Raw genomic sequence first — 21,648 nt, 5'->3', positions numbered from 1 at the left:
GCGCGTCGGCTAGCCCGACGGCAGAACCCCAGGACTAACTCTAAATCACAACCACAACTTCAGTCACATCATAATGGGGTGTGTCCAACGAAGGTGGCAATAGCGAAGTGGCGGGTGGGCAGTCGTAACCTCGTATCGGATAAGGAGCAACCCCAAGTTCTTTTAAAGGTGCTTTTCGATGAGCGACGTGATTTCGCCCTTCGGGCGGACTCCGCGAATCTCTTCGACCTTCTTGCCGTCCTTGAATAGGAGCAGGCTTGGGATGGACATGATCTGGAACATGCCAGCCAGTGCACGCTCCTCATCAACGTTGACCTTGGCGATGACGGCCTTGCCATCGAGCTCGGTCGCAACCTCGTCCAAAACGGGAGCAATCTTCTTACACGGGCCACACCACTCTGCCCAGAAATCAACAAGCACCGGCTTATCGGATTCGAGGACATCGGACTTAAAGGTGTTGGCGGTGACGGTTACCGGAGCCATGAAATTCTTCTCCTTAGAATGAGCTCGTTTGAGTTCTTAGTGGTTTTGTTTTGTGGTCTTGATTCTAATTTTTCAACCTAGCTTCTTCAGCCTCGCGTACGGATTTGGCGCTCAAGGCGTCAAAAATTAGGGCTTCCGGTGGTGCGAGTGAAGTACTAAATTGTTAATTAATGGTGTTCTTGAGAACGCTGCAAGTGCTCGATGAGTACGGGGCGTACCGGGCTATAACACGTCCTGCTGCGCCCTGATTGAGCTACAGCTAACAACAATTGGGCTTACCGGCTATCGGATATTCCCCATAGTTGGATATCTGCAATCGTAGGGCTTATCCAACAATTGCGATACCCCAACTATTAGGTGTTTATCCAGCTAGTGCGACTGCCCTGCTGTCAGCTACCGAGCAACAGTTTCCAAGTAGTGCTCAGCATCCAGCGCAGCCTTGCAGCCAGAACCAGCGGCGGTAATTGCCTGCTGGTAATGCGAGTCAACAACATCGCCCGCCGCAAAGACGCCCTTGAGAGAGGTCTGGGTGCTCGGAGCGGCTACCTGAATGTAGCCATTCTCATCGCAATCCAGCTGATTGCGAACCATCTGCGAACGTGGCTCGTGGCCAATTGCTACGAACATGGCAGTCACATCCAGGACGGACTTCTCACCAGTGACGGTGTCTTCCAGCTCGAGACCGGTAACCGAACCCTTGTCCTCACCAAGAACCTGGGACACAACCTTGTTCGTCGCAAAGCGAATCTTGTCATTGTTCTGCGCGCGCTCGACCATGATCTTCGACGCACGGAACTCATCGCGGCGATGGACAATCGTCACCGAGCGGGCGAACTTGGTAAGGAAGGTTGCCTCTTCCATTGCGGAGTCACCGCCGCCGATGACGGCGATATCGTGGTCGCGGAAGAAGAAACCATCACAGGTGGCACAAGCGCTGACACCATGACCAAGCAGCGCCTGCTCACCCGGAGCACCCACATAACGCGGAGCGGCACCGGTTGCCAGGATGACAGCGTGAGCCTTGTGCTCTTCTTCGCCAACCCAGACAGACTTGATATCGCCGGTGAGATCCATGCGATCGACAATCTCCATGCGCAGGTCAGCGCCGAAGCGCTCTGCCTGTGCGCGCATCTGATCCATCAGCTCTGGGCCCATGATGCCCTCGGAGAAACCTGGGTAGTTCTCCACATCGGTAGTCGTCATAAGCAGGCCGCCAAACTCGATGCCCTCGAACACCACAGGCTTCAGGTCGGCACGGGCTGCGTAGGTGGCAGCCGTGTAACCGGCGGGACCGGAACCGACGATGATCAGGTCGTGAACGATATCGCTCATGAAGACTCCTATAATTTTTATCTCTCACATCACATGGCGCACAGTGATGCTCAGTAGTAAGCAAATTTTTCAGCTCCGGGAAAGAAATTACCGGAACCAGCCACCTCAACCAACGTGAGGTTAGCCATCTCTATTCCCCCAGCCTCTCCCCTGCTCCGCAGTTGTTAGGCCACCTGCACTTCTTCCAATTGTCGCCGAAGCGTACGACGCGCCCGCGCCCGCCGAGACTTCAACGTCCCGCTCGGCTGCCCAATACTGCGAGAGGTCTCCTGCAGCGAATATCCAAAGATGTCCAAGTACAGCAGGGCATCCCGTTGATCCGTTGGCAGCTGCTCCAATGCGGCGGCCATAGTCACACGTAGCGGAACATCCGGGCAGGGAATCGGCTGTGAACTCATAAACGTCTCAAAATCCTCCTCCTTATCGCAGAGAGGGATCTCCCCGAAACGACCGCGGTTGTGGTCAATACACGCATTCTTCACGATGCACGTCAGCCACGTCGCCACCGTCGAACGCCCGCGAAAATTCGCCGCCCCCGCAATTGCCCGCGCCAGCCCCTCCTGTACCCCATCCAAGGGATCGAAATCATCCCGACGATAGCGCCGCGCCATCGCTACCAACTGCGGATAATAACGCCGTGCCAACACCGCGAACGCGCGACGATCCCCCGCCAGGTGCGCCTTCAATAATTCACGATCGACCTCGTCCGCAGATGCATGCTTTTGCATACCGACGACGCCACAATCCCCCAGTCGCCGACCCATGCGGGCCTTACGGTGACTGTCCCCAATTCGATTTCTTCCCCCAAAGTTCATGGCTCCTATGCAAACACGAAACCCGCGCTCTCCGCTTGGCAAAACTGCTGTGGAGACCGCGGGCTGTGGATGAATTTCAAAACGTCCCAGTAGCTGTGGATAACTTGGGACAACTTGAACTGTTGCCACCTAAGGCAAGCTCAGAGCGTTATTCCGTACCACGCACCTGAATGTCGCCAATAGCAACTGGCAGCAACGAATCCGGAGATTGCTCAGCCAGATTGCGGTCGCCGACAAGTGGGTTGTCCGCATCGGAATTCTGCGACTCAGCATCAGCATCAGCATCTGTATCAGCGTCAGTGTCTGAGTCGCTGTCGGCTACCGCTTCCGCAGCCGTCGGCAAGCCGGAGATCCAGACAACAAGGTTCTTCCACTCAGTGTCGCGGCTATCGATTTCAATGGTCGTCGTATCTGAGGTGGCAGTAGCGCTTCCGAGAACCGTTGTGTCATCCAAGTTCGTCGAGTCAGCATCTCGTAGGCCGCGAACTTCAATGTGTGCGCCCGGGGTCGCCGCGACCTTAAGTTCTCGAATGGTTGCCGGTTCATCCAGAGTGACCCGAATACCAACGCCAGGTTTGAAGTCCTCTGGACGATTGCCGAACTGGCTGAGGTAAGTCGAAGTTACCCAGAAGCTTTCCTCGTCACTATCGATGGTCAGCTCAGCCATGTCCGGATTGTCTGGACCGGCTGCCGGGTTGTCGCTGTCGGCCTGCCACTCGTTAGCGTCGGCAAGCGAAAGCGTCGTGATCGGAGCCGGGCCGCGTCGTACGGACTCGGAGTTAATCGGTGCGTCCGAGGAACGGTTAACCAGACCAAAGATGCCCGCGGCGACAAGTGCACCGACAATGACTACACCGACAACGACTGCGCCGGTGCTGAATGCGCGGGTGCGATTCTTGGTGTGGCGAGCGTTTGATTGGGCTACACCGTCGGCATCGACGGATTCGCGCGCACCGGTGTCGGGGTCGATTGCGAGAAACTCCGAAGAGTCGGGGCCGAGCGCTGCAGTGCGCAAATCCTCCGCGAGTGTGCGAGCTGGCGACTCCTGTTGGTTGAAGTTCTCCGGGCGAACCTGCTTCGCGCGGTCGATGGCAGCAGAAATATCGGAGGGGATATTTGGCACGTTGTAGAACAGCTCGTCGATGACAGAAAGCAACGCGTTGTAGTCCGAACGTTGCGAGCTATCGGGCAAAACGACGGGGAAAGCGTCGTAGATGTGGCCGTCGCTGCTGATGCGCAATTGTCCAGGCTTGTTTGTCAGGCCAAGGCAGCGCCCAGATTCGTGGGCGTCGGCGATTGTCTCGGCAAGTGATGCTATTGCGAGTGCCAGGGCATCCGGGTGGGCGGCCTGATCGAACCGCTCAATACCGATACTGCTGGTCCAGTCGGCGACGATGAGCACCTCGGTGCGTGTCTTCGCCACACTATGAATGCGGGACATCCCGGTGCCAGCCAGGTCACGCAGCTCATTGGTCGTCGTGGCAATCTTCTGGGCGGCAACCGATGGCGAAGTGTCGTAGTACGGCAGTGCAATCGTGTCGACGAAGACAAGTGCGACATCTGAGTTGTCGGGATCGCCCATATCCATGGCACGCCACAGGCGCAGACCTGGGTAGGTTGCGACTTCAGAACGCAGACGGAAACGACCACCTGAGACCATCTCGCCGGGTACATAGCGGGTTGGGCGAGAACCCTGCGTCGGCATCGGTGGCAGCAGCGGCGAAGCGGTGAAGCCCTCGTTTGCCAGACCCGTGGCCTCGCCGATCAGGTTCGACGGGGCAATCGAGAAAGCATCAGCGGCGAAGCCACGTTCGCGCTCCATATCCTCACGGTCGGCGACGGCATTGTCGGCTGCATGAGGCTGCGGAGCAAAGCGGCGTAGACCCGGGATGCGGCCGAGGAAGCCACCCAGAACGCGGACCTCTTCCAATGGAGCCTGAGCGAGCACCAGGCCGGTACCGATGAGGAAGACCACGCCGGTGACGATGGTCTGCAGCAGCACGCCGAAGGAACCGAAGAAATCGAACAGCACAAGGTCGGTCAATGCGAATGCGCCCCAAGCAACGGCGACACCGACAAGCGACGCCCCCAGTGCCCACAGCACGGTGTGGACGGTCGCCTTACTGTCCAAGTGTCCGAGAGTGCGGCGCAAGAGCAAGAAGCCAATTACCGCGCCGGCGACGAAACCGAAACCGTTGGCGGCACCGAGCAACACGACGACGGTCTCATCGTCAGAAGCCAGACGAGGAGCGAAGAACGACAGAATCACCTTGACGGTGGTAATGCCGAGGATGATGAAAGTCGGGGTCCAGGCCTCTTCACGGGCGTAGAAAACACGCAAGTGCAAAAGCACAATGGCGTATGGAATAAGCGAGAACGCCGAGAAGGACAGCGTCCAGCCGAGAATCTCTGCGGTTTCGCGGGGGAACTCCAGATACGCAAAAAGACCGACGGCGATGGGGCGGCCGAATGCGGTGAAGAATGCGACGATCGGCACCAGCGCAATCATGGTCAGGCGCGTACCGATGGACAGATCGCGGACCACTGCCCCATCATTGCCGTCGGCTGCATTGCGGGACAGTCGCGGCATGATGGCGGTCAGCAAGGTAACGCCGATGATGCCGTAGGGCACCTGCAACAGCAGCCACGCCTGCTGGTAAATCGTCGGCGCGGCCTTGGAGGCAGTCGAGGCAATATTGGTGGTGATGAAGTAACCAGCCTGGGAAATTGCCACGTAGGTAATAATCGCGACACCCATGCCGGTGAACTGTTTGATGCGGTCGTCGATACCCCACAGCGGACGCAAATCAATGCCCGCGCGCTTGAGGTAGGGAATCATGATGGCTGCCTGAATGACGACACCCAGGGTGGTACCAAGACCCAAAAGCAGGATGTGCGGATCGGAGAGTGAACCGTCCGAATCCGGACTCAATTGGCCGGGCAGGAACAGATATAGCAAGAGCGTGGCAATGGCCACGACGTTGTTGGCGACAGGTGCCCACGCACCGGGTTTAAAGATTCCCTTGGTGTTTAGCACCGCCATGAGCAGCGCAAATATGCCGTAGAAGATAATCTGCGGCAATAGTAAGAACGCAAATGACGTTGCCAGCGGAACGTTGACCTTACCGGCCTCGTTAAGGCTCAATCTGGTCAACAGTGGCGCACCTATCACCGCCAGCACCGTCACCACTGCCAACAGCGTCATAGAGACAGTCAAGAGACGTCTAATGAAGGCGGCACCGTGATCTGGATCCTCCTTCTCCGCGCGCACCAACACTGGCACCACCAGAGAAGTCAGCACTGCGCCGAGGACGATTTCCGTAATCAGGTTCGGCAGTGTGTTGGCGACGTTGAAGGCTGAAGCCACAGCCGGACCCAGCGTCGCGCCGATGAGCAGGTTTCGCAAAAAACCCGTAATGCGCGAAATCAGGGTAGCGATTGCCATCGAGCCCGTGGAGGCGACGATGTCCGAGTTCGACTGTCCCTGATTTGCGTCCGCCGTCGAGCCTGCGGAGGAATCGCTGGAAGCGGTTGCTGTCGCAGTTGCCGCCTTTGCTGGCGATGGTGATGCCGATTCCGTCATCGCGTCAGTGGCGGTATCGGCATTTGCCTTATGGCCGGATACGCGAGTTAGGTCCGGGGCCGCTTCGGCCGGCTGAGATTCAGCCGTTGGCCGCGCCGCCGGAACCGGAGCCGGTGGCGCGGGGCGACGAATGCGGCCTCGAAGTCCAGATTTATGCGCGTCTGAGTCAGTCACATGTCCTATTGTTGCTTAAAAGGGGGTCTATTTCCGAAAGTACTGTGACCGTTTTGCGGCAAAAAACCCACCAACAGTGACGATGACGAGGGTCACGATAGCCAAAACCCCAACCGAAGCGCCCGATTGCACGGAAATACTCACTGATCGAGAAATCGGCGTGCCGCCAGGTGATTCGAGCCACAGCAACAGATTGTGGGAGTTGTCTCCACTATCCCGTGGCCGGTCTCCCTCTGGAGCATTGGTTGCCGGAGTGGATTCTGCATCATCACCCGACTTCGGAGTGAACTGAACAGTCACCGACCCCTTGGCGGGGATGGCGGCCTCATACTTCTCCTCCAACACCGAATCTCCAGCGCCGACGCGCACGAACGCGGGAACCGGCAGCGGCAGGCCATTACGAGCCAGCACCGCAATCGGCGACAGCTGCGTTGCGCGGGTGTAGACACCGCCGGGAGCTACCAACGTCACCGAATTGCGCAGGCGTCGATTCATAATCAGTGCCTGGTCGCTGAGTTCTTCGCTCCGCCGCTGCACGTCAGTTGACTGCAGCTGATTTCGCCGGCCGAGAGTTGTAAACGAGCGCAGCAAGTCGTGCCGCAGGGGACGGGTGAATTCATACCGTGTCAGTGCGACATTGGGATCGTTGGACATGATTGTGGTCAGGTCCGTGATTTCGCGGGAGGCCAGTTGAGCCTTCTCCACGAGCGTCTCACTCACTGGCGCGGGATCGGCAAGTTCGTCAATTGGAGTAACCGAGCCCGCATCCAGGTCGTGAGCTGAAGTGGTGATGGAGTCCATCAGCGGAGTCAGCTCAGCCAGGTTATCGTCCACGGCTTTCCGGACCGCGGCCATGAAATCTTCAGCGTCGCTAGCGCGTGGATCCCAACCGGACGGTGGTGCTGCCACCACAGCCGCGCGAGGGTCATCCGAATCAGTCAATGATTGGAACAGAGTGCCAATCGCTGTCTGCATCCGTGCAGCCTCGGAGTCGATTCGGAAATCGTAGCGTCCGAGCAAATTCGAATACGCCACAGTCTGGGGAGACCGTCCTGTTGCAGCCAGAGAGGTTGTCAGTGCCCCAGGGAGGGCGAAGGCGCGGCTACCGTCGGCAAGCACGCCACTATGGCCGGGGCGCAGTGTCTGACCATCGGCGGTGAAGGCGGTGTTGTCTGCGACTAACACGGTGGTGTCGTGCGCGGCTTCGGGTGGAGTGGGCGAGGGTGGCATCGTCTCGCTGGTATCTACGCGGTTTTCGAATGCGCGCTCCGGGGTGGTCCCGTTCAGGGCCGTGGCCGCCGAGTACAGCGGGGCGCTTTCCGACGTCACGTATCCCTCGGCCGGCAAATAGAGGCCCGGCAGTGCCTGAACGTCCAAATGCTTGGCGATAGTCTGCCGACCAGCGGCGAGTGCCTCCATCGAAAGCTCGTGATCCCCCACGCGAGCCACGGCGCTGGCATCGGTGCCGCCCCACGGCAGTGACAGTGTGCAGGTGTCCTGTGTGAGATCGTGCAGCCGATTGAGCCAGGCGGCAGCATTGTCACTGGCGGGCATATGCGTGAGATTGGTGTCATCCGCGTTTCCCCAGGAATCCCGCAGTCGCGGAGAGGACTCCACAGGACTTGGGCGGCTGGTGCCAATCCAGTATTCGCGGGTCATCCTGGAGATTGCGTCGAGGGTCTCCGGGTCGATGGCGATGCAGGTCGATTCCCGCAACCTCTGCCCATCCGGGCCGGCAAAGCCCTTTTCCAACGAGGTGAGCAAACCGTCGAGGCGGCCACCGCGTTCGAGAGACTCGGCCAAAGAATTGTCGGTGAGGATGAGATTCGGCGACGAGGGTGCGTCACCGGTCTCACCGCCGACCAGTGGCACTGGCTGGCTGATGGGCCAAATCAGCGAAAACGGCACTGGGTCGCGGCGGGTGGGCGCATCGGAATTGTCGGTCTCATCGTTGTCGTTCTCATCACCGGCAGGCGGTTCCGGCTCATCACCTGCGGCTTGCGGATCCGTCACCGGTAGCAGTGCGCGTGTTTCCGCCAGCAGGCGGTCGATGTCATCTGCCGGTTGCCCGTTAGCATTGATGAGCAGCGGAAACGTGCCGGCTTCCGTGATGTCGAGTCCTTCTGGGGACGGTGCGGAGATAGGAACACTTAGCGTAACCTCACGCTTCTCCCCCGCTTTCAGCTCGATGGGGGCACTGAAGGTCCCAGCCACATCAAACACTGATTCAGGCTCAGCGAGAATCGTCCGCGCATCTGCAGAGGAAGCCAGTGCGCCGGCCCGCTGTGGGCGCAGCGCAACATTGCTGATATCCGCATCGGAGGTGTTGTGCACCTGCACCTTGATGGTCAGTGTCGAATGCAGAGCCGCGACATGCGGAGTGAAGCTGGTTATCGAAAGCCGAAGGGGGCCCTGTTCACCGACACGATTGGTGCCACTGCCCCACAACTGCTCATCTTGCGCAAAAGCTGGGGGCGCAACGGTCGTCGGCAAGCACAGTATGAGCGCTGCGGAAGCGGCCGTGACTTTACGAACAACATTTCTTGGCAACTGCAACCTGAACATGCGCAATCACCTCGGCGTCTGCCGGCCTGCTCGCTTTTCCGCGCGGGCGAGATCGGGCAGCAGATTGTGCGCGCGCCGGGCCAGTTTGCGTTCGTCAGCGTAGGCCAACCGTTCCACCAGGGTGTCTACAGGGACCCACATGACCTGGGTGACCTCGGGGTCTTCGTCGTTCAAATCGCCATCGACGTAGCGCAGAAGGTGATGGTGCACGGTCTTGTGAATCCGCGTGCCATCGGAGACAAACCAGTAGTCAATCACACCGAGCTCTTCGATGACCTCGCCGCGAATGCCCGTTTCTTCCCACACCTCACGTTCGGCGGTGGAAGCGAAAGCTTCGCCGGGTTCGACATGGCCCTTAGGCATCGACCACAGCAGGCGCCCGCGACGATCGTGCCGACCAATGAGCGCGACATAAATCCGTGACAGGTTGACCTTGCCGCCATCTCCGACCGCCTCGGCAAGCCCCGAGACGACCAGTCCGCCCGCCGAAGTCTCAATCGAGGTCTGCATCGGCGCTGCATTTTGCGCGCGCGACGAGTGCGCACGGCGATTGTTTGTGCGCTTCGTCTGTGCGTGACGACGGCGATTGGTCCTATCCTGACCGTTCTTACGGCCACCGCGGTTGTTCGACTGCTTCGAGGGTCGTGCCGACTTCGGTGATTTGGAAGATTTCTTGGCGCCACCGGAGTTTGGCTTGGCCTTTTGGGGGCCATTGGCACCGGAGCCACTACGTTTCGCAGAATTTCCGCTGGTAGTAGCGTTGCTAGTGTTGGTGGACGAGGAAACGCCACCCCTTCTGCGCGGTCGCCGACGACGTCGACGGCTCTTCGCCGCCGAGTTGTCATTGCGTACCACGTTGTTCATTCCACTTAGACTACCGGGTTTATAGGTATAAGCGGGTATTGTGTCGGTCGTGACACAATCGACTCCTTCAACGACAAATGGTGACCAGCCCGGGGGGACTACACCTCACGGTGCTACTCCGGCGACTGCTGACGCGGACCCACAGGTGCGCAGGACGGCAATGCTGGCAGTGGCGGATCAGGCAATCGCCAAGGAGTCGGAGATCCTGGATTCGCTGGCAGCTGCGTTTAGTGCAGCCGGCCATCGCCTGTACCTCGTGGGCGGTTCTGTGCGCGATGCTCTCTTAGGGCGACTGGGCGTGGATCTCGATTTCACCACCGACGCGCGCCCGGAAGTGACGCGCGCGATCCTCGATGACTGGGCGGGTATTGTCTGGGATACCGGCATTGAATTCGGCACACTCTCCGCGGAACGGCATGGCCGTCAGGTGGAGATCACCACATTCCGTGCGGATACGTATGACCAGGTCAGCCGCAATCCGGAGGTCACTTTCGGTGACACGCTGGAGGGCGATCTAATTCGCCGTGACTTCCGCTGTAACGCCATCGCCGTGGAGCTCCATGGTGACGGCACCCGCACCTTCCTCGACCCGCTCGGAGGTTTCGAGGATCTTGTCGCGGGTGTGTTGGACACCCCGGGGGCGCCGGAGGTCAGTTTTGGCGACGACCCCCTGCGGATGCTGCGTGCCTGCCGCTTCGCATCCCAGCTGGGGTTCGACGTGGCACCGCGTGTGCTCAAGGCGTTGAAGGAAATGTCCAGCGAAATTGACCGCATCACGGTCGAGCGCATCTCCACCGAGCTGAACAAGCTCATCCTGGGTGCGGACCCAAGCCGAGGTATCGACCTGATGGTGGAATCGGGGTTGGCCGACCGCGTGCTGCCGGAGATCTCCGACATGCGCATGACGCAGGATGAACACCGCCAGCACAAGGATGTCTACCAACACTCTCTGCAGGTCATGCGGCAAGCTATTGACCAGGAAGAACCCGGTGAACCGGACCTCGTACTGCGCTGGGCGGCACTGCTGCACGACTGCGGCAAACCCGCTACCCGTGCCTACAACGAGCAGGGAAACGTCACCTTTTACCAGCACGAAGTTGTCGGCGCGAAGCTGGTGCGACGCCGCCTTCGGAAACTGAAGTTCCCGAAGAAGACCAACCACGAAATCTCGCAGTTGGTCTACCTGCACATGCGCTTCCACGGCTACGGCGAAGGCAAGTGGACGGACTCGGCGGTGCGACGTTATGTCAACGACGCCGGAGATCTGTTGGAACGACTCAACAAAATCGTGCGGGCCGACTGTACGACGAGAAACCGTCGTAAAGCAGCACGCCTCGCACGAGCCTGCGACAGCCTGGAAGCGCGAATCAAGGAGCTCGCCGAGCAGGAGGACCTCGCACGCGTCCGCCCCGACCTGGATGGCAACGAAATCATGGAAATTCTGGACCTGAAGCCCGGCAAAGAAGTCGGACAGGCCTGGAATTACCTGAAAGAGCTGCGATTGGAGTCCGGTCCGCTGGAGCGTGAAGATGCTATCTTGGCGCTGAAGAAATGGTGGTACGAGCAGTCCGGTGAGCAGGCTGAAAGCGAAAGTGAGAGCTAATGGCATCGATTAATCCGGAAAATCTCTACGGCGACCGGCTTTTTACCAGCCTCGAGCGCAACGACCCGGCTGCCGGTATGCTGCTGCTCGCAGCACCCGGCATGCTCTCGCCGGAGTTTTCCCGCTCGGTGATTTTCCTCATTGAGCACGATGAACACGGCACCCTTGGTGTCGATCTCACACAGCGTTCGCAGACGCCGGTGCACAATGTGCTCGAGCCTTGGGCGCCGCTGATGGCCAAGCCGCCGGTGCTCTACGTCGGGGGTCCGGTCAACCAGACACAGCCAATCTGCATTGGTGTGGTGCGAAATGGTGCCACCCTCCCAGAGGAGACCGACAGTATTACCGGTGCCCCGCTGATGGAACGCATCGCTCACAGGTTTGCGCTGGTCAACCTCGGTGCGGAGCCGGAGGGCGTACGCGACCGCATAGATAGCGCACGCATCTTCGCCGGTTACGCAGGCTGGGATCCGGGGCAGCTGGAAGACGAGCTCGAGCGCGGTGACTGGTACGTCGCCCCTGCCCTGCCCTCAGATGTACTCGCGCCTGCTGCCGCGGACATCTGGGGTGATTGCATGCGCCGTCAGCCCTGGCCGCTGCCACTGTATGGCACCTATCCCGTAGATGTACGTGACAACTAGATGAGTGAGCACATCAATACCGAAGGAAACAGGGCTGAAGGAAGTAGCGCCACAGGAAACAGCGACCGCAGCGACATAGCTGCCGGCATCCGGCAGACACTGCCCGTGGGCATGGGACTCATTCCGCTGGGGCTCGCATTCGGCCTGCTCATCGCACAGACTGGCTTTAGCTGGTGGTGGGCCCCCATCTTCTCCTTCGTGGTCTACGCGGGGTCGATGGAATTCCTCGCTGTCGGCCTGGTTATGGCGCATACGGGTCTGCTCGGCTGTGCCGTGACGTCCTTTATGGTCAACTTCCGCCACGTCTTCTATGGGCTGACGTTCCCACGCGACCGGATACAGTCTCGTCTCGGTCGCGCATACTCCACATACGCGCTTACCGACGAGTCGTATGCCATCGTCTCTGCGGCAAATGCGGACGAAAAGATGTCGGGCCACCGACTGCTGACGATTCAGATTCTCTGCCAGTTATTGTGGGTGGGCTCCGGTATTGTCGGGGCTCTAACCGGCGCAGCACTGCCCGAGGGTATCCGCGGTGCCGAGTTCGCACTGGTGGCGCTCTTTACGGTGCTGGCCATGGACGCGTTTGAGACTTCTAAGGACTGGTCACTGCCCCTGTCCGCTATCGTCTGCACGCTGGTGGGCTGGCTGATTAACCCGAACCAGATGCTGGTTATCGGACTGCTGATGTACTTCGGCCTGCTGCTGTTGCGCGTGTGGTCACCGCGGGTGGATCGGGTGATGCGCATGACGTCGGCAAGCAATCAGCGTGTAACGGAGGGAGAGCGAGCATGACCGCGATGCCCGATTCCGGCTATGTGCTTGCCGCGCTCTTTGCGATGGGTACGGTGACTCTTGCGCTGCGTGCGCTGCCGTTTGCGTTCGTGCGCACTCTGAAAGGGTCTCCCCTGTTCGAGTTCCTCGGCACGACCATGCCGGTTGGAGTCATGGTGGCGTTGGTTGCCTACACCGTCTTCGGGCGGCTAGGACTCAGTGGTGAGAGTGGCGACCCCGGCGCTGCCTGGGCCGTGCCGGTAGCACTGGTGGTCACCATTGGCCTGCACTGGTGGCGGCGTAACACCGTGATTTCGATTTTTGTAGGCACGGCGCTGTATATGGTCCTCGTGAACCTTGTCGCGTGAGGTGCGCTGTGTGTGGACAGTGCCAGCGAACCAGTGGCTAGCGGCAGTGGCTAGAACTGCGCCGGTACCTGGCCTGTGAAGTCCGGTAGTCCCGGAATCTGGGGCAGCTGCGGGGTTTCCGGCAGATTCAGTAGTTCGCCGAGATTCGGGCTCTCGGGCAGGTTCGGGACGCTTGGGATGCCCGGCAGGCTCGGGCTGTCGGGCAGGCCAGGCAGCGATGGAGTGCCCAGCGTGCCGTCGAAGGCATTCTGAACATCGCTGGTGTGAGTTTCCTTCGTGCCGTAGGTGTTAGCAGCGACGCTGAAGTCAGGTCCAATGGATGCCGAGGCGTGAACGCTCTGGCGGTCATCGGACCAACCCCACTTTGTGCCAATCACACCCGGCAGCGTGGCGGTGCCATAGTCCTGGCGATAGCCGTCCGCCGCCTCAGGTGACGCGGTGCTCATAGCAACCAGCACCGGGTCAGAGGGGTTCTCGCGCTTCTTGGCCTCCAGGAATTTCACAGTGTCCGCGCTGGACGTAGTTGAATTTCCCCAGTGACCTGCGCCGTGGGTGTTGCTGAGGCCGTATTCACGCGCAGTGGCGTTGATGGAATCCGGGTATCGGCCGTAGAGCTCACTGGCGATATTGTCATCGGAGTAGCGAATCATCTCTGTGGCCTTCGCCTTGTCCGCTTCTGTGCCATGTTTGAAGACGTAGTCCGCAATGTAGAGCTTGACAATCGAAAGCCCCGGACGAGCTTCATTCTCGTTCGCCGTACCGTAGTGCGTGCCACTTGGGGTGTGGGTAAAGCTGATCTGGGTTCGCCCCGGAGCATCAATAGTGCCCTGCGGAGTCAGTTTTGGCTGCGGAGCCGCAGCGACGTTTCCAGCTGCCAGCGGAAGGCTGGTGACAGCGATGACACCGGTAAGACCCATGCGAATCGCGCGGGAAGGCCGTGGAGTAAGACGATGACGAGCGTTCATAACAAAAAACCAATCTACACGCGCAGGTGACCGACGCGCTGCCAAGCTGGATCGTAACCGGTATCGACGACGTGCTCTCCCTCGGTCCACGTCTCCGCAACAGCTCGCAGACCCGCCTCCGCATCAGATGCCGGGTCAATAAAGAAGTGCATCAGAGCCATGCCATCGGATTGCTCAGTTGCAACAAAAATACCCTTGTCCTCAGCGATGGCTTCAGCGGCAGCGGTATTGAACTCGGAGAGGGATTCCTTCGATTCGTCCGTCGGCAAGCCCTTGTCGTCAATATTGCCGAGCATGAGCTGAATCAGCACATGCTGCGTCATAGTCGGGCTCACCAGCTGCGTAATCGGCGCGCGAGTAGCGACGACGAGTGGCTGGCCGTTGGCTTCGGCATCAATGGTGAGCCACTCCGGGCACTCTTCCGCGAGCTGCTCGACGACACCGCCCAGCTCCGGTAGCGGGATAGCACCTTCCGGCTCCTCGCCAGCGAAGGCAAAGCCGCGCAGCCATAGGCCGAAGTCCTCCTCCCCCAGAGCCAGCTGCAGCAGCGTGAAACCGAGCTGAGCTACCAAGCGCTCACCGTCCTCCAACTGAGCAATTGCCGGGAACAGCGGGTGGAATAGACGAACGTCCACTGCCCCATGACCACTGCTAACAGCCACGCGTGCGTCTGCCGGATCGACCTCGGCCGGAGCATCGGCCTCGAGCGCACCCTGTGCAACTAACGTGGCCGCGACATCCCCCAGCGACAGCTTCATCGCCGGATCCGCCTGACGGAGGTCGGTGAAAGACCACACCGCGCCGTCGTCAGGCGCGGCCTCCAGCCAACGGCGAGCGACCGGACGCAGCTCCGGATCGCCGGCAGCGCTAACAGTCAGAAGGTGGCGAGAATACGGAGCGCCAGCCTCAAACCCCCAGATGAGCCGGTCATTAATAGCGGCGATGCGGCCGCCGACCTCCTTCTGGACATCAATAATGTCCACATCGGCGGCGTTCGGAGCACCATCGATACCGAGCTGGACACTAAACATCGAGTCGAGCGCATCGGCGCCAAAAGAGTTCCACCACGACCAGAACTCATTGATCGCGGTCTCTTCTGCGGCGCGCTGTTCCGGGGAGAACGGAGCCGGATTCTCGTTAGCCATATTGAATCTCACACTTTCGTTTGCTCGTTTAAAACCGAACCATATGTTGTGCGCCCCAGTATATGTGCCAAGCCGGATTCGCCCCTCGGGTCCATGCGCTAGACCGCGTTAAGCGGGTTGTGGCTCCGGCTCAGCTTCTGCTTCCTTGCCCCAGCGAGCGGCGTAGACCGCACAGATCATCAGCTGAATCTGGTGGAAAATCATCAGCGGCAAAATGTAGAGGCTGGCATCGGCACCAAAGATAACGGCAGCCATGGGCAGACCGGTGGCCAGCGACTTCTTCGAACCGCAGAACTGAATCGCAATGCGGTCCTTGCGGTCGAAGCCCATCTTATTTGCGATGAATCCGGACAACCGCAAAACGAATTCCACCAGCACGACCGAAAGCACACACAGGATGACAATGTCCCCTGCCGGCACCTTCGACCAGATGCCCTGCACCATGCCCTCGGAGAACGCCGCGTAAACGACCATTGCGATAGATAGGCGGTCAACGTTCTTAGTCGTCTTCGCGGCGGCAAACTTCAGGGTCCAACGGCGAGTGAGCTGGCCGATTGCGAATGGCAGCAGCAACTGCAGCGAAATATCCAAGAACACCGACGAATCCACATGAATGCCGCCGCCGGTGGCCATCAGTAGCATCACCAGCACCGGTGTGACCACAATGCCCAGCAGGTTAGATGCCGAGGCACTGACGATTGCGCCGGCGACATTGCCCTTGGCGATGGAGGTGAAGTTCACACTCGACTGCACCGTCGACGGTGCCAGCGTCATGTACAAAATGCCCAGGTAGAGGCCAGGAGAAAGAATCCAATCCAGGGGTTTCATCAGCAGGCCGAGGATTGGGAACAGCACGAATGTGAAAGCCAGAATGGTTATGTGCAGCCGCCAATGCTTAACACCGGCCAACGCATCCTGCGGGCTCAGGCGCGCGCCATAGAGGAAGAACAAGAAGCCAATGGCGATCTTTGTGGCCCAGCTGAAAACCTCAGCGGTAGTGCCGCTTGCAGGAAAAATAATCGCCAGTATCGCTGCAGCAACGATACCGACGATGAGGGGATCTGGACGCCAATTCACAATTCGTTGCCACATGGACAAATAGCTTAGTGGGCAACCAGAGGTTGTCTTACTGTTTTGCAGAAGCTTTTCTCTGCAATAATTTTTTACTTCTTCTGCTCAGCTGCCTTGCGCAGCGCATCCTTGTCCACAGGCTTGAAAGTGGCATTCGCGGATGAGCCCTTGTCCGTGCACAGTCCTTCCAGACCACAGGAGCTGCAGCCACCGGAGACACCGCAGTCTGCTGCCGGGTTGTCGGAGCAGCAGGCATCATCAGCCGCAGTGTCGGTGGCATCAGTGGCGGCGGAGCCACAGCCACAGCCGCTGTCACCGTCGCCGCACCCACAACCGGAGCCGGACTCGGCGGAGACCTTGGCGTCGTAAAGCGCGATGGTGTGCGAGCCGATAGCCGCACCAATGCCGAGCATGGCGATACCGGCGAGCAGAGCGACGGCGTACCACAGCCACATCCAACCAGAGGCCTCCGGGCGGATGGCGAGGAAGCCGAGCATGGTGGCACCGAGGAAAGCGACAGCGGACACAGCCCACGGCGGGCCGGCAACGCGGTGCGTAATATCCCAGTTTTCCTGGGACTTTCGAGCCTCAGGCGCACGAATTCCGATCCAGTTATTACCCGGCAGTTTCGCCGACCATGCCAAACCAGCGACAACGGCTATGCAAACAGCCAGAACCAGGGTAATTACAGGGATGACAATCATGCTTCCAATTTATATAGGTGGTTGAGCACGTGCCAAACGCACCTATTAGACTGTGAGACCATGACCAACAGCGAAAAGTCCTCGTCCTCGGCAGAAGCCACCGACTACCGCTACTCCCCCGAGCTGGCGACTCAGCTAGAGGGAAAGTGGCAGGCGTATTGGAAAGATAACGGCACCTTCTACGCCCCCAACCCGGTGGGCGATTTGGCAGCTGCCGACGGCTCGACTCCGCCGAAGGACAAGCTTTTCGTCCAGGACATGTTCCCGTACCCGTCCGGTGTCGGTCTGCACGTAGGCCACCCGCTGGGATACATCGCCACCGATGTCTTCGCGCGCTTCCACCGCATGCAGGGCGCAAACGTGTTGCACACCCTGGGCTACGACGCCTTCGGTCTGCCGGCGGAGCAGTTCGCAATCCAGACCGGTACGCACCCGCGCGTGACGACGGAAGCGAATATCGCCAACATGGAGCGCCAGCTGGGCCGCCTGGGACTTGGCCATGACCGCCGCCGTGTTTTCGCGACCACTGACCAGGACTACTACAAGTGGACGCAGTGGATTTTCCTGCAGATTTACAACGCCTGGTTCGATGAGGATCAGAAGAAGGCCCGTCGCATCGATGAGCTGATTCCGCTGCTGGAGTCGGGCGAGATGACTACCAAGGATGGTCGCGTCTACGCTGAGCTCAGCGAGACCGAGCAGCGCGAAGCAGTCGACGAATTCCGTCTGGTTTACCAGTCGAATTCGATGGTCAACTGGTGTCCGGGCCTCGGCACTGTGCTGTCCAACGAAGAAGTGACCGCCGAGGGTCGTTCGGAGCGCGGTAACTTCCCGGTGTTCCGCAAGCGGCTGGGCCAGTGGATGATGCGCATCACCGCATACGCTGACCGCCTGGTCGACGACCTGGAGTTGCTGGACTGGCCGGACAAGGTCAAGTCCATGCAGCGCAACTGGATTGGCCGCTCCCGCGGTGCCGAGGTCGACTTCACAGCCGAGGTCGGCCCGAAGGTCTCCACCAAGATCAGGGTCTTCACCACTCGTCCGGACACTCTCTTCGGAGCCTCTTACATGGTGCTCGCTCCTGAGCACGAGCTGGTGGATCAGCTGGTTGAAGCCGGCAGCGGTTCCTACGAGGGCGTGGATGAGCGCTGGACCTTCGGCAAGGAAACCCCAGCCGAGGCCGTCGCCGCTTACCGCGCCGCAATTGCCTCCAAGTCCGACCTGGAACGCCAGGAGAACAAGGAAAAGACCGGTGTCTTCCTGGGCGCTTACGCCACCAACCCGGTGAGCGGTGAGCAGGTGCCGGTATTCATTTCCGACTACGTCCTGATTGGCTACGGCACCGGTGCCATCATGGCTGTCCCGGCCCACGATGAGCGCGACTACGAGTTCGCCACTGCCTTCGGTCTGCCAATCCGCGAGGTCGTCGCAGGTGGTGACATTGCAAAGGAGGCGTACGTCGGTAACGGTACGTGCGTGAACTCCGCCAATGATTCCGGCCTGGACATCAATGGCCTGGACAAGGACACCGCCATCGCCACCGTCATTGAGTGGTTGGAGAAGGAAGGTGCTGGTCACGAGAAGGTCCAGTACAAGCTGCGCGACTGGCTGTTCGCCCGCCAGCGCTACTGGGGCGAGCCCTTCCCCATCGTCTACGACGAGGACGGTCACGCCCACGCGCTGCCCGAGTCCATGCTTCCGGTCGAGCTGCCAGAGGTCGAGGACTACAAGCCGGTCACCTTCGACCCGGACGACGCCGACACCGAGCCAAAGGCTCCACTGGACAAGGCCACTGACTGGGTCAATGTCGAGCTCGATCTCGGCGATGGCAAGAAGAAGTACCGCCGTGACACCAATGTCATGCCGAACTGGGCAGGTTCCTCCTGGTACCAGCTGCGCTACATCGACCCGAACAACGCTGAGGAGTTCGTTGACCTGGAAAACGAGCGCTACTGGACCGGCCCTCGCCCGGAGACTCACGGTAAGGACGACCCAGGCGGCGTCGACCTCTACGTCGGTGGCGTCGAGCACGCAGTGCTGCACCTGCTCTACTCCCGCTTCTGGCACAAGGTCCTCTTCGACCTCGGCTACGTGACCTCCAAGGAGCCGTACCGCCGTCTGTTCAACCAGGGCTACATCCAGGCTTACGCCTACACCGATGCCCGTGGTGTCTACCAGCCGGCCGATCAGGTTGTTGAGCGCGATGATAAGTTCCTCATCCCAGGCGGCGCCGAAGACGGCTCTGACCTGGAAGTTTTCCAGGAGTACGGCAAGATGGGCAAGTCCCTGAAGAACGCTGTCTCCCCCGACGAGGTCTGCGACAACTACGGCGCTGACACCCTGCGCGTCTACGAGATGGCCATGGGTCCGCTGGACACCTCCCGCCCGTGGGCGACGAAGGATCTGGTCGGCTCGCAGCGCTTCCTCCAGCGCGCTTGGCGCCTGGTGGTCAATGAGGACTCCGGTGAGCTCGCCGTCACGGACGCAGCGCTTTCCGACGACGACCTCAAGGCCCTCAACCGCACCGTGGAAGGGGTTACCTCCGATTACGCAGAGCTGCGTGACAACACGGCCGTCGCAAAGCTCATTGAGTACGTCAACTACCTGACTAAGACCTACGGTTCGGCCGGTGCACCGCGCGCCGCCGTGGAGCCGCTGGCCCTCATGCTTGGCCCTGTGGCGCCGCATATTGCGGAGGAACTGTGGAGCCGTCTCGGCCACACCGAGTCCCTGGCACACGGCCCCTGGCCGGCAGTTGACGAGAAGTGGCTGGTCGACGACACCGTTGAGCTGCCAGTTCAGATTAACGGCAAGGTTCGCGCTCGCATTGACGTGGCTACCGATGCTTCCCGCGAGGACATCGAGGCCGTCGCGCGTGCCGACGAAAAGGTTGTCGCAGCTGTGGAGAACGCCGGTGGCAATATCGTGAAGGTCATTGTCGTTCCGGGCAAGATGGTCAACCTGGTTGTGAAGAAGTAGCCGGGAGGCTAATGCCTACAAGAAAGTGTCTGGGTTTATGTCAGTTTGAAGCCTAAAATCGGCTCAAATTTGACATAAACCCAGACACTTTCTCGCTTGAGACTTTCTCGCAAAAGCCTCAAGGGGTGGCTCCGAGGCTGGCCGCCTCTTACCCCTACTTAACGCCCAGAATCAGGACGCCGAATGTGGAGAGCATCCACATCAAAGTGAAGGGCATGAGCACCCAGCACATAGCGAGCCACGCGCGCCAGTTGCGGAAGTTTTTCCACTCCACGTAGGTCTGCCAAAAGCCCAAAAGGCAGCCGACCAGGGAGATTACGCCCGGGACAACGGGGAAAAGGATCTCCCAAGTGCGGGAGCAGAGGAAGCTGGACTTACCCGCATCACAGGTGGGGCCACCGACAATGGCGCCGGCGATGCCAATAATGAGGCCCGCGAGCAGCGTCGTAAGAATCACACCCGCGGTGTAGATGTAGGCGCGCTTGCCGGAATACATCTTGCGCTCAAGCTCGTCGAAGATTTCATCCTCATTGCGCCCTGGTGTACTGCGTTCCGATGAATTATCCACCTTCTGCTCCCCTCGCCTCTAAATGCCGTCTGATGTGCCTGCCATACTAGGCCGGAGTAATCAGCATTGGCACCGGGCTGTGGCGAACGATGTGGTTAGTCGACGAGCCGATGAAAATTCGCCCGAATGGGCCAAGAGTAGACGAACCCAAAACGAGCAAGTCTCCCTTTTTCCACTTGATGGACTGAATGGCCTCTTCCCAACCGTTGCCGGACGCCACTTCCGCATCAACGGAAAGGTCTGGGTAACGGGTATGTGCGCGGTCGATACCGCGGTCGAGCAGCCCCATAGCCTGCTCGCGCCACTCAATCATCAGGTCAGAGGAGGGGCCGTAGCCGTTCTCCGTTGGGTACATGGTCGCACCACGAGGCGTAAACGAGACCAGGCGCAGGGGAACTTCCCAGTGATATGCCAGGTCAGCAGCCTTATTCAATGCATGGTGGGACTGCGGGGTGTCAATGTAGCAAATGCTGACACGGGTCACACCGTGCTTAGAAAGCTTCGCGCCGGGGATCGCCAATCCCAGCGGGATTGGCGAGTAATGCAGCAGCGCATCCGAGGTTGATCCCGCAGTAAAGCGACTGCGGTTCTTGGCGGTCCAGTCCTTGGTATTGCTTCGGCGCGTGCCAAGCAAAACCACATCGGCTTCGAATTCTTCGGCTTCGTTGCAGATAGTTGTGGATTCGCTGGAGGATTCGATAATCCGCACGGCATCGTCGTCAAGCATGCCCTTGCGCAGGCCAGCGAGCTTTAGCTCATCCTTGATGATTTTTTCAAGAGACTCGGTTTCGTGGGAAACCCAGGAGTCATTGGTGCTCAACCGAGCCAGTGAGGTCAGCGGCCAGCCGCGCGACAGTGCGCTGACAACGCGAATCTGCACCTTCGTGGTGCGAGCTAACCAAGCGGCGTAAGCAAGCGTTTCGGTGCCGTACTCGCCTGGACGCCACGCAATCATGATACGAAGCGGGCGGGAAGCCATCGCTAATCCTCCTGTGATTACTCAGAAATATCCAA

At 59.7% G+C, this 21,648-nt stretch carries 17 protein-coding genes; 5 read left to right on the top strand and 12 right to left on the bottom strand.

Annotation, left to right across the window (positions count from 1 at the left end; genetic code table 11):
• Positions 1–162 precede the first annotated feature (162 nt).
• From trxA to HMPREF2681_RS02710, 6 genes are all read right to left on the bottom strand, one after another.
• Positions 163–483 (bottom strand): thioredoxin, encoded by a 321-nt coding sequence (gene trxA, locus HMPREF2681_RS02735; protein WP_016421730.1) that lies wholly within the window; start codon positions 481–483, stop codon positions 163–165.
• Between the two features lie 393 nt (positions 484–876).
• Entirely contained in the window at positions 877–1,815 is a 939-nt protein-coding gene (gene trxB / locus HMPREF2681_RS02730; protein ID WP_005511625.1) for a thioredoxin-disulfide reductase, read from the bottom strand.
• A 164-nt stretch (positions 1,816–1,979) separates the two neighbouring features.
• The gene (locus tag HMPREF2681_RS02725; RefSeq protein ID WP_224783764.1) at positions 1,980–2,543 is read right to left on the bottom strand and encodes a sigma-70 family RNA polymerase sigma factor; all 564 of its coding nucleotides are present in this window, start codon (positions 2,541–2,543) and stop codon (positions 1,980–1,982) included.
• A 235-nt stretch (positions 2,544–2,778) separates the two neighbouring features.
• Entirely contained in the window at positions 2,779–6,387 is a 3,609-nt protein-coding gene (locus HMPREF2681_RS02720; protein WP_070439191.1) for a murein biosynthesis integral membrane protein MurJ, read from the bottom strand.
• Between the two features lie 27 nt (positions 6,388–6,414).
• Positions 6,415–8,952: a hypothetical protein gene (locus HMPREF2681_RS02715; protein WP_070546007.1), complete on the bottom strand. Its 2,538-nt coding sequence runs from the start codon at positions 8,950–8,952 to the stop codon at positions 6,415–6,417.
• Positions 8,953–8,958: 6 nt separating this feature from the next.
• On the bottom strand, positions 8,959–9,816 hold the full coding sequence (locus tag HMPREF2681_RS02710) for an NUDIX hydrolase (RefSeq protein ID WP_191622131.1): 858 nt from the start codon (positions 9,814–9,816) through the stop codon (positions 8,959–8,961).
• 160 nt (positions 9,817–9,976) lie between these two features.
• Between HMPREF2681_RS02710 and HMPREF2681_RS02705 the strand changes: the two genes are divergently transcribed.
• The 4 genes from HMPREF2681_RS02705 (at position 9,977) to HMPREF2681_RS02690 (ending at position 13,202) form a co-directional block, all read left to right on the top strand.
• On the top strand, positions 9,977–11,419 hold the full coding sequence (locus HMPREF2681_RS02705) for a CCA tRNA nucleotidyltransferase (protein ID WP_070545999.1): 1,443 nt from the start codon (positions 9,977–9,979) through the stop codon (positions 11,417–11,419).
• Positions 11,419–12,060, top strand: coding sequence for a YqgE/AlgH family protein (locus HMPREF2681_RS02700; RefSeq protein WP_070545997.1), 642 nt, complete (start codon positions 11,419–11,421; stop codon positions 12,058–12,060). The genes HMPREF2681_RS02705 and HMPREF2681_RS02700 overlap by 1 nt, the downstream gene beginning before the upstream one ends.
• Positions 12,061–12,171: 111 nt before the next feature.
• Positions 12,172–12,855 carry an AzlC family ABC transporter permease gene (locus HMPREF2681_RS02695; RefSeq protein ID WP_048733174.1) on the top strand — a complete coding sequence of 228 codons (684 nt, stop codon included), beginning with the start codon at positions 12,172–12,174 and terminating at the stop codon, positions 12,853–12,855.
• Entirely contained in the window at positions 12,852–13,202 is a 351-nt protein-coding gene (locus HMPREF2681_RS02690) for a branched-chain amino acid transporter permease (RefSeq protein WP_049189416.1), read from the top strand. The genes HMPREF2681_RS02695 and HMPREF2681_RS02690 overlap by 4 nt, the downstream gene beginning before the upstream one ends.
• Before the next feature lie 50 nt (positions 13,203–13,252).
• Here HMPREF2681_RS02690 and HMPREF2681_RS11215 read toward each other — a convergent pair whose 3' ends face one another.
• From HMPREF2681_RS11215 to HMPREF2681_RS02670, 4 genes are all read right to left on the bottom strand, one after another.
• Positions 13,253–14,167 carry a hypothetical protein gene (locus HMPREF2681_RS11215; protein ID WP_048733154.1) on the bottom strand — a complete coding sequence of 305 codons (915 nt, stop codon included), beginning with the start codon at positions 14,165–14,167 and terminating at the stop codon, positions 13,253–13,255.
• A 14-nt stretch (positions 14,168–14,181) separates the two neighbouring features.
• Positions 14,182–15,312, bottom strand: coding sequence for a DUF695 domain-containing protein (locus tag HMPREF2681_RS02680; protein WP_070545995.1), 1,131 nt, complete (start codon positions 15,310–15,312; stop codon positions 14,182–14,184).
• A gap of 108 nt (positions 15,313–15,420) precedes the next feature.
• Positions 15,421–16,404 carry a bile acid:sodium symporter family protein gene (locus tag HMPREF2681_RS02675; RefSeq protein ID WP_016421713.1) on the bottom strand — a complete coding sequence of 328 codons (984 nt, stop codon included), beginning with the start codon at positions 16,402–16,404 and terminating at the stop codon, positions 15,421–15,423.
• Between the two features lie 71 nt (positions 16,405–16,475).
• Positions 16,476–17,087, bottom strand: a complete 612-nt coding sequence (locus tag HMPREF2681_RS02670; RefSeq protein WP_070429062.1) for an SdpI family protein — start codon at positions 17,085–17,087, stop codon at positions 16,476–16,478.
• A gap of 60 nt (positions 17,088–17,147) precedes the next feature.
• On the opposite strand from HMPREF2681_RS02670, the gene leuS reads away from it, so the two are divergent.
• On the top strand, positions 17,148–20,066 hold the full coding sequence (gene leuS / locus HMPREF2681_RS02665; RefSeq protein ID WP_070545993.1) for a leucine--tRNA ligase: 2,919 nt from the start codon (positions 17,148–17,150) through the stop codon (positions 20,064–20,066).
• 154 nt (positions 20,067–20,220) lie between these two features.
• On the opposite strand, the gene HMPREF2681_RS02660 is transcribed toward leuS, so the two are convergent.
• Both HMPREF2681_RS02660 and HMPREF2681_RS02655 read right to left on the bottom strand, forming a co-directional pair.
• The gene (locus HMPREF2681_RS02660) at positions 20,221–20,634 is read right to left on the bottom strand and encodes a hypothetical protein (RefSeq protein WP_070439181.1); all 414 of its coding nucleotides are present in this window, start codon (positions 20,632–20,634) and stop codon (positions 20,221–20,223) included.
• 46 nt (positions 20,635–20,680) lie between these two features.
• Complete coding sequence (locus tag HMPREF2681_RS02655; RefSeq protein WP_070545991.1) at positions 20,681–21,613, bottom strand: universal stress protein; 933 nt, start codon at positions 21,611–21,613, stop codon at positions 20,681–20,683.
• Between the last annotated feature and the right edge of the window lie 35 nt (positions 21,614–21,648).

This window comes from Corynebacterium sp. HMSC064H12 (assembly GCF_001809925.1).
Lineage (GTDB): Bacteria > Actinomycetota > Actinomycetes > Mycobacteriales > Mycobacteriaceae > Corynebacterium > Corynebacterium jeikeium_D.
This window is presented reverse-complemented; position numbering and strand designations above follow the sequence as displayed.